We start from the raw sequence: 14878 nt of genomic DNA on the forward strand, positions 1-14878 counted from the left end.
AGTTTAGACCAATAGACCTTATTTAGCGCACTAAAATGCATGTTAGAGAGTGGTAGGTTTGATATTATTCGTCACTTATCGTTCTTTTCGGAGCCTTTCATTGAACACTCACTTTAAATTCGCGGCTTTATCAGCATCGCTTGTACTAGCATCGGCATGCGCAGTTCAATATCCCATCCCTTCTGCACAGTTACAAATAGAAAATATCGTTGAGTTGCCGGAAGAACTTTCAGAAACATCGGGTCTATTTTGCGAAACGGACGGCATGTACTCATTAAATGACTCAGGTAATGCTCCCGTCATTTATCGTATAAATTACCAGGGTGAAATTATTGAACGAACGCGCTTACCGCTCACCAATAAAGACTGGGAAGCAATAACCGCTGACGCTTCATCGTTTTACATTGCGGATGTGGGAAACAATAAAGGCAAAAGAGAGCAGGTCGAAATACATAAAGTAAACCGCTCAAATGTGAATGACATCACCTCTATTACATTGAAATACGAGGGTAATGACGCTTCGAATAACATTCCTTATGCACATGATTTCGACTCAGAGGCGATGGTTAAGCATGGCGATGACCTACTTCTTTTTTCTAAAAGTTGGAAAACTGGTATAACCCATATCTATAAAGTGAACGAAGACGAAGCTGAGCAAACCATTAGTACGTTTGCGTCCATTGATGGACTGCCGGGCGTGGTAACTGGGGTAGACTTCGATCAGCACCAAAATAGGTTTGTTATCACCGGCTACAAATCAGATCCATTTGGAAACTTTGCTACTTTCATGGCTCAAGTATCAAGCGACTTTGCCCTTCTTGATGTATGGCCGCTTGAGCAATATAAACAAGTTGAAGGCATATGCGTGGATAATAGCGGCACATATTGGTTCAGCGAAGAAGCTACGGAAGGGCGCAAAGCATCGTTGTCTAGCGCCAGAGTAATGCCATAACAAGTAGCGCCATAACAAATAGCGCCAAAACAGGTAACGCCAACGAGCAACGCCATTAAAAAGCGAGCTGATTGAAGTCTGGCAGCCAATCCCCTCAAGCTTATTCACGGCAGTGAATAAGCGCTCTTTCATTGTCAGCAGCTGTTCTTTTAAAGTTATCTTTTAGTCGATGTTAGTAAAATGGCTAATACCCAACTGCCTACTTTCCTGTCTATACTGAAATTGTGATCGAATAAGTTGTAGCCAACCACAATTCAAGAGGCAGCGAAAAATGAGACGTTTAAACCAGTCCTTTTTAGCAATGTGCTTTTGTCCATGTTTTTTATTGGCGGGTGCAGCTAATGCCTCTGTGGTCGAAAAGGCACAAGAATGGCTCAACAAATATTCAGACAGTGACGATACGTTTTCCCTAACTCTCACTAAAAATAAAATTAAGTTCAAAGTCTGCAAACAAAAGCAGTATCAACTTGCATTTAGCCAAAAACTGGCGCCAATGTTTAACGTTGAAGCCATTGTCCATTACAACAAAGGGCTGCTTGATTACGGCGTTATGTCTCAGCGTGTTAGAAGCCACGAATTTGAAATAGTAAGCTGGTGGGATCGAGGGGATTATCGCTTGGGGTTGAGTCACAAAGTGCGCCCCCGCCACGAAATGAGTATTCCAGTTGCTGATACAATTCGACTTCCAACCAGCACGTCCGCAGGCCTTTATTTAGAAATTCCATTTAACGAAGACAAGCATCTTCTTACTGTTGGTGCTATGAGAGAGTCGTGGGAAAGTGAAGGGGCATCAATGCAATTGCCCTGGCGCTCTAGCCGTGACAATCAAGTAAAAGTAGAATACGCCATCAATTTCTAAATGATGGCGCGTAAAACGGGTTTGTTTCGAAGCTTCAGACTTCGCAAAGTGTAAGCAAGCTTAGACCGCTACAGTTTAAACCTACTCACTTCTGATGAAAGCTCTTGTGCAAGTTCGTCGAGCTTGTCACTCACGCTAACCAATATCTTAGTTGCATTCAGGGTTTCTTCACTTGATGCACTAATGTCATTAATGTTTCGACTGATATCTTCAACCACCGTAGCTTGCTCCTCTGTGGCAGTGGCCACTTGTGTGTTCACATCGTTGATGTGAGCAATTTCTTCGGCGATATCTTGAAGTAGTTTATCTATTTCATTGGTTGCGGTTACCACATCGGTTGTGCGCGCGCGGCTAGACTCCATTTGCGAAACGGCAGATTTAGAGTCTTGCTGGAACTTGTCTATCTTCACCTGTATTTCATCAGTGGCTTGGGCGGCACGCTGTGCAAGTGTTCGCACCTCATCAGCAACTACCGAGAAGCCTCGGCCGTGATCGCCAGCTCGCGCTGCTTCAATTGCGGCATTTAGCGCAAGCAGGTTGGTCTGCTCTGAAATACCTCGAATTGTATCAAGAATGCCGCCAATCGCCGCTGTGTGTTCATCTAGCGATTGAATAACCCTAGACACATCTTGAATTTGGTCGGAAAGACCGTTTATCGCGTGAACTGCGCGCTGGGTAATCTCTCGACCGTGAGCGGAGTTAGTGGTTGCCAGATTCGCATTTTGCGCAGCATGAGTCGCTGACTGAGCCACCTCATTCACCGTACTGCCCATCTCTGTTAATGCGGCTGCCGCCTGTAAGGTTTGATCGCGCTGACTCTTGGTAGAGTTTTCTGTTTGATGAGACTGCTTCGCAACATCTTGTGCTGACGCCTTTAGCGCGTGACTTGTTTTCGCCACTTGCGAAATAGTGCCGTGAAGGTGATCAATAAAGTTGTTGAACCCTTCCACTAAGCGGGCAATCTCTTTTTGTTCTGGCATAGGAATACGAGAGCGCAAATCGCCTTGTCCTCTACCAAGCTGCTGGAAAACATCGGCTAGCGATTCAAGTGGCTTGGTAAGCGTGCCTGCTAGCCAAATGCCAATAAGCGCGAAAGCGCCAGCAATAACCAAGGCCCAAATAATAATTTGGCGACTGCCTGCATTTAATGATGCGTAAAGCTCGTGCTCGGGTACTTGTGCTACCACATACCAACCGGCTTTTTCCACATAGGTACTGGCAAACAGTTGCGTGTCGCCTGCTGAATCGCTGGTGGCCATAGCGAAGCCCTGACGATTAAGTAGTTGCCCCGCTGCGCTCGAATCGCTTATTGACGCTAACTTAGCCTTGCCCAGTAACTCAGTATTGGGGTGAGCGATAATGGTGCCGTTTCCGTCAACAAGAAAGACAAAGCCGGTTTGGGCAATTTTCACCGCATTGATGATATCTAGCAGCTCATCGACCGATTTAGCGACACCCGACATACCTCTGCCGTTTACTTGCTGGTAATTCGCAAAAAGTCGGTAACCTTGGCCCGGTTCGTTATATAGACTTAATGATATTGGCTCGCCGCTATCTTTATAGGCGAAAAACCATCCATCGAATTCATCGTTTTGAAGCACTCTTAAAAAACCGTCCTGGTTCCAATATTTGTAGGTTGTTCTGTCTACGAACGAGGCAACGGTTAAATCGTTGAATTCAACAATATTACTTAAATAGTTAACAAGACGGCGTTCGCCAGCGCTGTCTGCACCTGCTGAAGACCATGCAAGAATGTCAGGGTTAGAGGCAATGCCATGAGCAACGGTAAGCATCACACTTGCTTCCCTGTCCACTCGGTTGCCAACCTGTCTAAGTAACGAAGGAAGCTGAAGCTCTTCCATGTTCTCTTTAACGAGATCACGGGCAATCCACTGGCTAATGGAACCTACAAGAATAGCAGCAGCGAGTACCGCCACAATAAGAGAAATAATGAGTTTTTGTTTTATACTGAAAGTCATGACTTTCGACCACGTAAGTTAATGCTGAAATTTTGATAAAGGGTGACGTGGCATTGCAGGCACAGCAACGTCTGATACTGAGCCCTAGGCGGGTCAGTACTACTCTCTGATTCTTACGCTAGTGCTATTGTTATTTTTAAAGCGCAGACAAGTTATCGACCTATTCCCTGCAAAGTTTATACTTTTTGCTAAGGAAAGAAGATTGTGAAGCATAATTGACCAATAGGTCAATAGAAAGATGAGGGTTGATACCAACACTTATTACAAAAAGGCCCTCTGACTTTCATAGAAAACGAGAGGGCCAATGTCATGCTGAAGCTACAGATTTAATTAGCAACAGACCTAGGAAAAGTAAGAGCTAAACCTTACTCTTTGTTTTCCTTAGGAATTGGGAAACCACGGTCACGCATCAATGCATCTACCTTGGCATCGCGGCCGCGGAACTTGCGATAAGCTTCGGCTGGATCCATAGCATTACGTACAGCGAATAGGTATTTCACTAAGCGATCGCCTACTTCTTTATCATAGAAACCACCCGGTGCTTCCATAAAGGCTTCTGCTGCGTCGGCAGTAAGTACCTCTGCCCACATGTAGCCATAATAGGCCGCTGCATAACCTTCACCCGAGAATACGTGACCGAAATGAGGTGAACGGTGACGCATAACGATTTCTTCTGGCATACCTAGCTTCTTAAGCTCTTCACGCTCAAAAGTATCAGGGTCAATCTTGCTAGGATCGGTAGTGTGATATTTCAGGTCCATAATGGCAGAAGCCATGTACTCAGTGGTTTTGAAGCCTTCATTGAAGGTAGAGGCCTTCTTAATCTTCTCAACCAGTTCAGCAGGAATTGGCTCGCCTGTTTCATGGTGCACTAAGTAGTTGTTAATAACCTCATCGGTGGTTAACCAACGCTCTAGTAACTGAGACTGGAACTCAGTGTAATCGCGTACGCCAGAATGCGAAGATGGGTATTTTACGTCAGACGCTAAGAAGTGAAGTGCATGACCAAATTCATGGAAGTAGGTTTCAGCATCGTCCCAAGAAATAAGCGTAGCTTCGCCATCAGCGCCTTTCACGAAGTTCGAGTTGTTAGAAGACAATACGGTTTTCTTGCCATCGAACGTGGTGTAAGAGCGATACGTCGTTGCCCAAGCACCAGAGCGTTTACCTTGGCGTGAGAATGGGTCAAGGTACCAAAGACCGATATGCTCACCGCTGTCTTTGTCAGTTACTTCCCATACTTTCACGTCTTCGTGGAAAACGGGTACTTTGCCTTCTTCAACAGGTGTGAAGTTGAAGTTGAACAAGCGACCTGCAACGTAAAACATCGCTTCGCGCAGCTTATCAAGCTGTAAGTACTGCTTTACTTCGTTTGAATCTAGGTCGTACTTCGCTTGGCGCACTTTTTCTGCATAGAAGCGGTAGTCCCATGGCGCAATAGTGATGTCTGCACCTTCTTCATCGGCAATGGCCTGCATGTCGGCCACTTCTTCTTCAACGCGAGCAATAGCGGCAGGCCATACTTTCATCATCAGATCCATGGCGTTTTCTGGGTTCTTCGCCATACGATCTTCTAAACGCCACTGTGCGTAATTTTCGTAACCTAACAGCTCAACGCGCTCATCTCGAAGGGTTAGGATGCGCTTGATAATGTCATTGTTATCAAACTCGTCGGCATTGTCACCGCGGTTGTAGTAAGTACGCCATACTTTTTCGCGAAGCTCACGATTGGTTGAGTAGGTCAAGAACGGGTCCATAGACGAACGCGTATTGGTAATCGCATACTTACCTTCTTCGCCGCGAGACTCTGCTGCCGCTTTAGCTGCCTTTACAAACGAAGCGGGTAGGCCGTCAAGCTGGTCTTCAGTAATATAAGTAACGTAGTTTTCTTCGTCTGCTAGCACGTTGTTAGAAAACTTGGTGTGCAGAGTAGCAAGTTCTTGGTTAATTTCAGCATAGCGCTTTTTCGCTTCGCCATCTAACGTTGCACCGTTGCGCGCGAAGCTGTTGTAAGTCATCCACGTAATACGCTGTTCTTCTGGCGTGAGCGATTTCAGTTCATCAGACTCGTACACCGTTTTCACTCTTTCAAAGAGTTTTTCATTTTGCGTAATTTGAGTGAAGAAAGCTGACAGTTTTGGTGACATCTCGGCCTGAATTTCGCGGAATTCAGGGCTGGACTTGTTTGAGCTCCAAATGCCGTAATACGTGAATACGCGTCCAAGCTCTGCACCTGCGCGCTCCATTTCAACAATGACGTTTTCAAACGTTGGTGGCGCTTCGTTATTTGCGATGGCTTCGATCTCTTTAAGATTCAGTTCCATGGCTTTTTCTAGCGCAGGCTTCAAATCTTCCAAATTCATTTTATCGAAAGCAGGCACCCCACCGTACGGGCCTTTAAACTCTTGAAGCAGCACGTTATCAAACTGTGCTTGTTGAGATGTCGCTGTATTTTGTACATCTGTGCTGGTGGTCTCAGGTGCTTTTTGTTCTGAACATGCACCGAGTGCAACCACAACCGCCATAGCGGTGAGTGATGATTTAAATTTACCCATGAGTTTTCCTGTCTGTTTTTATCTATACGTTTTATGACAAAAACCATCTTAAGATAATGTAAAAATAAGTTAAATGCTCTTTAACGTAATTCCTTGCAGCACAGCGGTTTGAAGAGAAATCGCGCTGATATGCAATTCGTCGAAATTGGTCAAATTTTGATTGGCTTTATGCTGGTTGGAAACTACACTGCGCGCGTTCTGAATAGCTGTCTTCCGCAGCTCGTAAACCACTGACTTTTTTACTGTGATCATCATGTTTGAATTACTTCTTCACGCGTTTCCCGTTGCATTCGCTTTGGCCTCCTTTTGGTCGAACACTGAACGTAAATTACTGCTACTGAATTTAGGGTTATGTATTGCTATTGGCTCACTTTTGGTTTTCGAGCAAGCGTGGGGAGGAGCCGTAGTAATTACGGTGGCAGGGCTGAGTACCAGTTATCGTTTAATAAAACAAAAACTACTGTCTCCTGTGGCAACCTACATTACATTAATCTCTATGATGGTTATTGTGCTGACGGTGAATAACCTAACCGGTAAAACATCGTTAGTCGAAGCTATGCCGGTGTTAACTTTTATGGCATACCGGTTTGGCGAACTTCACTGCAAGGAAGCGGGTTTAAGGGTATGCATGATCATTGGCTCCATCAACTTCACTGCGTACGGAATAATTACGCAAACGTGGGGATTAGCCATTACTGAAGCCCTGTTTGCAGCCTCGAACCTGTGGTATTACATGAAGCTAAGACGTGCCATGCGCACCAGCCCTGTTTGAAGCGTAAAGTAGTTCATGTCAGACCGATAACTGCACTAACCTAATGACAAGAAAGTGGACGTATTGAAACCGTTGCTTGTATTGAAACCATAGCCGCTTTGTGATTTATTGCGTCTTTAAAGGGAATCAAAATTTCACAGGGAAGACGATGCAACGCAAACCCATCGACAAGGCACTATTTCTTGGTGTTCCAGCATTTCTACTGGCTCTTTTTATTTTAAATATCACTGCAGAAGGTGAAGTTAAACTAGCGGCTACCCTAGGTAGTGTTGGGCTATGTATTGGCTTTTTCTCTTATTTAAGAAGCAGGCGCTTCGGCAATAGATATCCCATTGAAAAATTGATAGAAAAAGATGGTGATTTTGTGGTGTTTCACTTTTTACAGGGACTTGATCGCCAGCCCCTCAGGGTGAACGCCAATACTATCTATGCGCTTAATTTTTCTCACCATTACCTTGGAGTCATTTTGGAAAGCGGCAACGGTAAAGGGTTTGACTTTCACTATCCTCATAAGGAAGCCGTAATAAAAGCGAGACTTCAAGAGGTGCTTGGTGATGATGGATTTAACAACGTAAAAAAGAATGTCTAAATAAAGCGAAAAAAGTGTAAAGCAAAAAAAGTGTAGAGCGAAAAACAGTGTAAAGAGAAGCCCGAAAGTAATGTTTACTCGCGGGCTTTTTTAATTTATCACTGTAAAGACTTACGCAAACACCACGGTCTTATTTCTGTGAATAATCACACGGTCTTCTAAGTGGTAGCGCACGCCATGAGCTAATGCCGTTACTTCACAATCTTTACCCTTACGCACCATATCAGCTGCACTGTCGCTGTGACTAATACGCTTAACGCTTTGCTCAATAATAGGGCCTTCATCTAAATCTTTAGTTACGTAGTGACAGGTTGCGCCGATTAACTTTACGCCGCGATCATAGGCTTGCTGGTAAGGCTTAGCACCTGCAAAGCTCGGCAAGAAGCTGTGGTGAATGTTAATGGCTTTACCTTGCAATTCTTGGCAAAGCGTATCAGGTAAAATCTGCATAAAGCGGGCAAGCACGGTCAAATCAATTTTGTATTCTTGAAGTAAAGTCGTGATTTGCGCAAAAGCGGCTTCTTTCCCTAACGCTTTAAAGTCTACCCAATGGAAAGGGACTTTGTACCAGTCTGCAAACTGTTTCATTTGCGGGTGGTTGCCAATAATAACCGGAATATCACAGTGTAGTTCGCCTGTGTGCCAGCGGTGAAGCAGGTCAACTAAACAGTGAGACTCAAGGCTGGCAAGCAGAGCGACGCGCTGTTTTTTGTTGGAGTCGCTCAGCTTCCAGTTCATCTGATATTCGTTAGCAAGCGGGGTGAATTCTTTAACAAAGCTTTGATGATCTAACTTTAGCGAGTCGGTGCTAATTTCATGGCGCATGAAAAAGCGGCCGGTTTGTAAGTCAGTGTGATGGCTTGCTTCAACGATGGTAGCGTTATGGTCGGCCAAAAATTGCGACACGCTGGCAACGAGCCCAATTTGGTCTGGGCAGTCTATTACTAATCTAAATGTTTGTTGCATTTGGGCAGTTTGAATAAAAAAACAGGCTTTCTTTTTACCTGTGCCGCCATGTGTTGTAAAGGCGACGCGCTACTTTAAACCAGCTTAAATTGCTATAACTCATAATCACATGAGGTCTTAAGCTCAAAAGGTGCGAGTCAAATGGACATCAGTTTACCCAAGTCAGCACGGTATTGCGTTTGCCTTTACTCGTCGGTTATCCCTCGGCGCAGCTTTTCTCTTACCGACATATTGTGTTTTAACGGCCAAGACTGGCGGATAGGGTAGACTACCCCTTGCGGTGTAGAGACAGACTCAAAAAGGTGAAATGCCGAAACGTGAACGTCTACATTGGGGCTGTAAAGGGGAAGAGGCAAGCTCGACGTAGCCTTTCTGACAAGCGTAACGTGAGGCTTATATTCTCTGCTTTCTACCTCTATTGCCGCCTTGCGGGCTGCTTTTCGCGACAATTTGGCGAGTTCACCTAGCGCCTTTGGCGCATCTGTCGGCGAAGCGAAGAGTATCTTAGGGCCGTTCCATAATCCCGTTGCATCGAGGGTTAGAGAAAAGGGTTCGCTCACAAGCTGATCGAGTTCATACACCAACGCTTCATGCTGCCGGTGATTTATCTCACCTAAAAAGCTAAGCGTTATGTGGAAGTTCGCCGCCGGCACTGCGTACGGTTGCGCGGGCCCTTGGCTATTGGTGTGATCGTAGCGCGCATTGGTAGACTTTCGAGAACGGGTATACTCGCTTTTTACCCATTGCCGGGGCATAACTTCAGGCAATGCCTGTTGGCGCCAGCTATCTAGAGCAAGTTTTTCTGTGGCGCTAAGCTCTAAACCAATAAAGCTTCGCATAGCTTTCCTCCTTCCAATTTGCCCTTTAGCTTGTACATCACGTTAATGTCCATACAAACCTAAGTTTATCATGGCGCTACCTGCGATTTCCAAAACAAGATGCAAGTATTGAGCTATTTGCCAAATTTAAAAAAATAGCAGTGATGTTCGGGTGCATTGCTCAAATCAGGTACACTATACCCATCAACTTATAACACCTTTATGCCCTTTATGTTACAGCCGTTTTCTCACTTACCCGCTTATGAACTCGTTACGCCGCTTGAAGAAGCTGTAGCCGCTAGCAACGTCATCATAGGCGCTCCTCCGGGCGCGGGAAAGTCCACCGTACTTCCTTTGTCACTGCTGAAATCATCGCTTCAAGGAAAAATATTACTTATGCAGCCACGGCGCGTGGTGGTGAGAAACCTTGCGGACTATTTAGCTAGGCAATTAAATGAAAATGTGGGCGAAACGGTTGGCTATCGCATTAAGGGGGAGTCGAAAACATCGTCTGCCACTCGGCTTGAGATTATAACTGAAGGGGTCCTGACTCGCATGATTCAGCAAGACCCTGAGCTTGCTGGTGTAGCTGCTATTGTCTTCGATGAATTTCATGAACGCAGTATTCACAGTGACTTCGGTTTGGCACTAGCGCTTGAAGTACAGTCTGGGCTTCGCGATGACTTACGATTAGTTGTAATGTCGGCTACCTTGGATGTAGCACCCCTTCAAACGTTGCTCAATGCGCATAGCGTACCGCCAGTAGTGAACTTGAATACGCAAGGGCGCATGTTTGCCGTTGACATCCGCTACACACAAGATGTGCAGGCGCATGAGTTAGTACCCAAAACCTGCAATATCATAAAGCAGGCCGTAGGCGAACACGACGGTGATATTTTGGTTTTCCTTCCTGGGCGAGGAAGCATCAATGCTGTTGCCAAAGAAATAAAAAGGTTAGCTGAGAGTGCGGACATGGCCGTTCACATGCTCTATGGAGCGTTAAGTAAATCTGTGCAACAAGCCGCTATTACGCCAGACCCGCAAGGCAGACGAAAAATCATATTATCTACCAATATTGCTGAAACGAGTCTTACCATTGAAGGCGTGACGGTGGTTATTGATAGCCTATGGGAAAACAGTGCTCAGTATCATCCGTCCAGTGACATAACTGCGCTTACCCAGCAGCGCATTTCGCAAGCATCCGCCATTCAAAGAGCGGGGCGCGCGGGGCGTTTAATGGCCGGAACCTGCTATCGTTTGTGTAGCAAAAGCAGCTTCGAGCGTTTGGCCAAATACAATGCGGCGCAAATTGAAAAGGAAGACTTAAGTAGCTTTTTGCTTGATACCTTAGCCTGGGGCAGTAGCCCAGATACCTTGGCACTATTGACGAAGCCTACACAAGCGCAGCAGCAGGTTGCACAACAAAAGCTTCAGCGGGTTAATGCTATCTCACAATCCAGTATTACTCCCTATGGAAGAGGGTTGGCCCAGTTACCTTGTCAACCTCACTTAGCCCATTTATTACTCACCGTTAAACAAGGGATTGATGGGCTTTGTGCTGATGACAACGACGCGCTTCGCCACGCCGCTCCCTTTGTTGTGGCTCTTAGCGAAAGCAATATCAGTGTGGGTGGCGCAACAAATGTCATGGATGCGCTGCTCCACGCCAATAGCAACACGCGCAGTCAGCTTACACAGCAAGCTACCCGTTATGCGCGCTACGTGCGAAATAATGATGGAAAAGCACAACGCTTTAAGCCTGATATTAACGAACTAGACGAGCAAGCCCTTGGGCTTTGTATCGCTATCGCATTTCCTTTGCAGGTGGGCTATAGGCGCAGTGCGTCAGATAAATCGGCAGAGAGCTCGAATACAACAAATGGTAAGCCTAAGACCGGTATAGTCGAATACAAACTGGCAAGTGGCAAAGGTGCAGAGCTCACTGCTGCTGGTAGTGCGTCCATTTTTAATGAAAGCGAAAATGCCGATGGACCATGGCTGGCAGTGCTCGACGGGCAGCTGATAAAAAGCACGGTGGTAATACGCTTGGCACAGTCAGTGCCTGAAAGCTGGTTGCGTTTAGCCTTTCCTGACGCGTTCAAAGAAAAGCGCAGCGTTATTCTGAACAGCGATACTGGGGTAATGGAAGCCAGAGTGGGTACGGGCTTTTATGAGATAACGTTAAATAGCACACCGGTTTCTGGACAGGAAAAAAGTCGTGAAAAAGCATTCTGGGATGATGCGTTATGCAACGCATGGTTCGCCTATCTTGATGCACTTCCTCTATCAAGCTGGCCGCTTTCTGACGCAGACTGGCAATGGTGGCGAAGAGTGGCAATGGCTGGGAAGCTCAATTTGCCACAAGACAAAGCCTTCGATGAACCCGATCCGTGGCCGTTATCATTGAACGCTCTCGTGCACGAGGCCAAAGATAGTTTAGCGCCCGTCTTAAAAAACTGTAAAAACATCAAAAACCTTAAGCAGTTACCGTGGAAAACAGCCTTAAATAATGGTTTGTCTTGGCCTCAACAAGATGCGTTAGCCACGCTCTTGCCAACTCACGTGACTATCCCAACGGGCAGAGAGGCTAGCCTGGATTATCGCGATAATGGAGATGTGGTGCTGTCGGTCAAAATGCCAGAGTTATATTCTCAAGGCACGCCATTAACGATAGCGGGTGGGCGAATTACCGTTGTATGTGAGCTGCTGTCGCCAGCAGGTAGGCCATTACAAACCACCAGTGATTTAGCCGCCTTTTGGCATGGCAGTTATAAGGAAATACAAAAAGAAATGAAGGGGCGCTATCCAAAGCACTTTTGGCCAGATGACCCCGCAAATGCATCGCCGACCAGCAAAACAAAAAAGCATATGTAGCGCGCTGATGCGGCTACACAAACCATCGTTTTCAGGTGATTTTTATTTATTTTAAACAAGAGTAGCATCTATACGCCATTTTCCTATATGCCAGTTTCGTACACAGTATGTTTTTTACGACAGTGGTCGTGCGCTGAAACTTGCGCTAAGTTGGAGTATGAAACCTCACTCTTATTTACAGGTTAAACTACCTAATGAAACTATCTTGTATTGCTACCGCTGCTTTTTTATTTGCTACTTCAATCAACGTTCAAGCTCACGATTTTTGGCTAGAACCCACAGCATATCGTTCTCAAGAACCGAGTTCGCTGGCATTGCAGTTTAAAGTGGGTCATAAGGAAGATACCTCTCATTGGAACCTTGCATGGGATAGAATAGTCGCGTTGCGCACCTACTCTTTTGACGGTGTAACTGATATGGCTGCCAGTGTTGTACCTAAAACCTCAATGCTGCCGGGCATGGCAAAAACAACCAAGCTCCCATCCGGTACTCACGTCATAGGGTTTGAAAGCTATCACGCCACAAGCACATTAAAAGCGAAGAAGTTTAATCAGTATGCAAAAGAAGAAGGCTTAACTGAGGTATTGGCGCACCGCGAGGCAAGGGGACAAAACGATATCGCCGGCAAAGAGCTGTACTCTAGAAAGGCGAAAACCATTGTGCAAGTTGGCGATGCGGTAACGAACAACGTATTAAAACCCATTGGCCACACATTGGAAATAGTGCCTCTTGAGCATCCTTACAAGCTTGCAGGAAACACGCTATCTGTTCAGGTATTATTTAAAGGTAAGCCTTTGAGTAACGCGCTTATTGATGCGTATTCCTTGGTTGATCACAGCGCTAAAGAGCAAGCGGTTAAAACGGATAGTGAGGGCAAGGCGACATTTAAATTTGACGTCGAAGGTCCTGTAATTCTGAATACAGTTTGGGGAGTCCCACTTACAAATAGCTCGGCTGCAGATTTCGAAACCTATTTTTCAAGCCTAACGTTTGAGTACTTTCAGTAACCAACACAGTGAGTGGTTTACACCTTGTAGGCCACTGAAAATACCAAACAGTGAATGCGCGCCAGAAATGGCGCAGCATATATGAAATTTAAGAAGTCGTCGTTTCAAGGTCGATATTAAGTGCAGCCATCACTTCAAGTCCTGGGAACCCATCCGCAATCATGTTGTTACTAATTTGGTAATTGCGAATGCCTTCGCGGGTGGCGGGGCCAATAATGCCGTCAGGCTTACCCACATCAAAGCCCAAATCATTCAGCTTGCTTTGAAGGGCAATAATATCTTTGCGATTGTACGCAGGTAGATCAGGTAACGTGGCTTTAATGCCAGACGCGCCAGCAATGCGGTCGGCCAATACACCCACCGCAATGGCATAAAACTCTGAGTTGTTCCAGCGCATAATAACGCGGAAGTTTTTGTAGGCGATAAAGGCGGGGCCGTTATGACCAGCAGGCACAATAACATAGGCGGTAGTGTCGCCTTCGCCCAGCTCAGAACCATCAGCTTTTTTCACGCCTTGGGCATTCCATTCACTGAGAGATTTTCTATTTTTATAGCCTGACTCTTGATAGTCAAAGTTTTCAGGCAGTTGCACTTCACGACCCCAGCGGAAGCTGCGCTCCCAACCCAAGTTGGCAAGAAAGTTTGCCGCAGAAGACAACGCATCTTCTTCACTTGCCCACAAGTTTATTTGTCCGTCGCCATCGCCATCAATAGCGTAGTGGGTATAGGCCGAAGGCATAAATTGGGTGTGCCCCATTGCACCGGCCCACGAGCCAATCATGTCTTCTTTTTGCAGCTTCTCTCGCTCCATCAATTTCACAGCAACAAGAAACTCTTGGGTGAAGTAGGTGCTTCGTCGCTTATCACACGCTAAAGTGGCAAGCGAATCGAGTACCGGCATTTTGCCTTTGTAAGAGCCAAAATTTGTTTCTAGCCCCCAAAAAGCAAGCAGATAATGAGGAGGCACGCCGTATTTTTCACTTAGCTTATGCAAAAGCTTGTCGTGCTTTGCATACATCTCTTTACCTTTTTCGGTACGCCAGTCGGTAACGCGCTTGCTGAAGTAGCCCGGAAAGGTTTGTACAAATTCTGGTTGGCTTCGGTCTAGCTCAATCACACGGTCTTGGTGAACAAGACGAGGAAACACATCATCGATAGTCTGCTGGCTAACCCCTTCCTGCTTGGCTTTACCAGCAAGCGCAGCGGTGCAGCTAGCGAATTGTTCATTGGCTAGCGCTGAATTCATTGTCGCACCCGCGAGAAGCAGCGCCATAGACGTGCGAAGTGACGGTCGAAGAAATGAGGCGTAAGACTTGGCCCCTTTAGGCGAACGAGTAGAGAAAAAAGAAGACTTAAATGAAGCTAAGCGCATAGTACGGTTCCTGTGTTACTTGCCAGCATGCTATCGCATTGTGACCGTGAAACGCGAGTAAAATTCATTTTAGTCCTTCAACATATTAGCGCCATGGGACGTTTCAGAAGTATACAAATTCGGAGTGTGCATATT

At 46.0% G+C, this 14878-nt stretch carries 12 protein-coding genes; 6 read left to right on the forward strand and 6 right to left on the reverse strand.

Features of this window, described 5'->3' with window-relative positions:
• The first annotated feature begins 100 nt into the window (after positions 1–100).
• Together NO989_RS14630 and NO989_RS14635 are read left to right on the forward strand one after the other, a co-directional pair.
• Complete coding sequence (locus tag NO989_RS14630; protein ID WP_075177786.1) at positions 101–952, forward strand: hypothetical protein; 852 nt, start codon at positions 101–103, stop codon at positions 950–952.
• 271 nt (positions 953–1223) lie between these two features.
• Positions 1224–1811, forward strand: a complete 588-nt coding sequence (locus tag NO989_RS14635) for a hypothetical protein (protein ID WP_371342787.1) — start codon at positions 1224–1226, stop codon at positions 1809–1811.
• 68 nt (positions 1812–1879) lie between these two features.
• On the opposite strand, the gene NO989_RS14640 is transcribed toward NO989_RS14635, so the two are convergent.
• The 3 genes from NO989_RS14640 to NO989_RS14650 form a co-directional block, all read right to left on the reverse strand.
• Positions 1880–3790 (reverse strand): methyl-accepting chemotaxis protein, encoded by a 1911-nt coding sequence (locus NO989_RS14640; RefSeq protein ID WP_371342788.1) that lies wholly within the window; start codon positions 3788–3790, stop codon positions 1880–1882.
• Between the two features lie 365 nt (positions 3791–4155).
• Entirely contained in the window at positions 4156–6345 is a 2190-nt protein-coding gene (locus tag NO989_RS14645; RefSeq protein WP_371342789.1) for a M3 family metallopeptidase, read from the reverse strand.
• 69 nt (positions 6346–6414) lie between these two features.
• Positions 6415–6600 (reverse strand): hypothetical protein, encoded by a 186-nt coding sequence (locus NO989_RS14650; RefSeq protein WP_371342790.1) that lies wholly within the window; start codon positions 6598–6600, stop codon positions 6415–6417.
• On the opposite strand from NO989_RS14650, the gene NO989_RS14655 reads away from it, so the two are divergent.
• Both NO989_RS14655 and NO989_RS14660 read left to right on the forward strand, forming a co-directional pair.
• A complete protein-coding gene (locus NO989_RS14655; protein ID WP_014947990.1) occupies positions 6599–7117 on the forward strand; it encodes a YgjV family protein in 519 nt (172 codons plus the stop codon). The genes NO989_RS14650 and NO989_RS14655 overlap by 2 nt on opposite strands.
• 148 nt (positions 7118–7265) lie before the next feature.
• On the forward strand, positions 7266–7706 hold the full coding sequence (locus tag NO989_RS14660) for a hypothetical protein (protein ID WP_283616057.1): 441 nt from the start codon (positions 7266–7268) through the stop codon (positions 7704–7706).
• Positions 7707–7817: 111 nt separating this feature from the next.
• Here the strand turns inward: NO989_RS14660 and purU are convergent, their stop codons facing one another.
• The gene (purU, locus tag NO989_RS14665) at positions 7818–8672 is read right to left on the reverse strand and encodes a formyltetrahydrofolate deformylase (RefSeq protein ID WP_014975454.1); all 855 of its coding nucleotides are present in this window, start codon (positions 8670–8672) and stop codon (positions 7818–7820) included.
• Positions 8673–8857: 185 nt separating this feature from the next.
• Entirely contained in the window at positions 8858–9511 is a 654-nt protein-coding gene (gene thpR / locus NO989_RS14670) for an RNA 2',3'-cyclic phosphodiesterase (RefSeq protein WP_371342791.1), read from the reverse strand.
• Positions 9512–9667: 156 nt separating this feature from the next.
• On the opposite strand from thpR, the gene hrpB reads away from it, so the two are divergent.
• Positions 9668–12364, forward strand: a complete 2697-nt coding sequence (hrpB, locus tag NO989_RS14675; protein WP_371342792.1) for an ATP-dependent helicase HrpB — start codon at positions 9668–9670, stop codon at positions 12362–12364.
• A gap of 194 nt (positions 12365–12558) precedes the next feature.
• The gene (locus NO989_RS14680; RefSeq protein WP_371342793.1) at positions 12559–13371 is read left to right on the forward strand and encodes a DUF4198 domain-containing protein; all 813 of its coding nucleotides are present in this window, start codon (positions 12559–12561) and stop codon (positions 13369–13371) included.
• Between the two features lie 88 nt (positions 13372–13459).
• Here NO989_RS14680 and NO989_RS14685 read toward each other — a convergent pair whose 3' ends face one another.
• A complete protein-coding gene (locus tag NO989_RS14685) occupies positions 13460–14743 on the reverse strand; it encodes a lytic murein transglycosylase (RefSeq protein WP_371342794.1) in 1284 nt (427 codons plus the stop codon).
• Between the last annotated feature and the right edge of the window lie 135 nt (positions 14744–14878).

It is taken from the genome of Alteromonas sp. DY56-G5 (genome assembly GCF_041414725.1).
Classification (GTDB): Bacteria; Pseudomonadota; Gammaproteobacteria; order Enterobacterales; family Alteromonadaceae; genus Alteromonas; species Alteromonas macleodii.

Bases quoted from the DNA above. Each gene is read 5' to 3' on its own strand.
- NO989_RS14635 (WP_371342787.1), top strand. From the start codon at position 1,224: ATGAGACGTTTAAACCAGTCCTTTTTAGCAATGTGCTTTTGTCCATGT.
- NO989_RS14640 (WP_371342788.1), bottom strand. From the start codon at position 3,790: ATGACTTTCAGTATAAAACAAAAACTCATTATTTCTCTTATTGTGGCG.
- NO989_RS14645 (WP_371342789.1), bottom strand. From the start codon at position 6,345: ATGGGTAAATTTAAATCATCACTCACCGCTATGGCGGTTGTGGTTGCA.
- NO989_RS14655 (WP_014947990.1), top strand. From the start codon at position 6,599: ATGTTTGAATTACTTCTTCACGCGTTTCCCGTTGCATTCGCTTTGGCC.
- NO989_RS14650 (WP_371342790.1), bottom strand. From the start codon at position 6,600: ATGATGATCACAGTAAAAAAGTCAGTGGTTTACGAGCTGCGGAAGACA.
- NO989_RS14660 (WP_283616057.1), top strand. From the start codon at position 7,266: ATGCAACGCAAACCCATCGACAAGGCACTATTTCTTGGTGTTCCAGCA.
- purU (WP_014975454.1), bottom strand. From the start codon at position 8,672: ATGCAACAAACATTTAGATTAGTAATAGACTGCCCAGACCAAATTGGG.
- thpR (WP_371342791.1), bottom strand. From the start codon at position 9,511: ATGCGAAGCTTTATTGGTTTAGAGCTTAGCGCCACAGAAAAACTTGCT.
- NO989_RS14680 (WP_371342793.1), top strand. From the start codon at position 12,559: ATGAAACTATCTTGTATTGCTACCGCTGCTTTTTTATTTGCTACTTCA.
- NO989_RS14685 (WP_371342794.1), bottom strand. From the start codon at position 14,743: ATGCGCTTAGCTTCATTTAAGTCTTCTTTTTTCTCTACTCGTTCGCCT.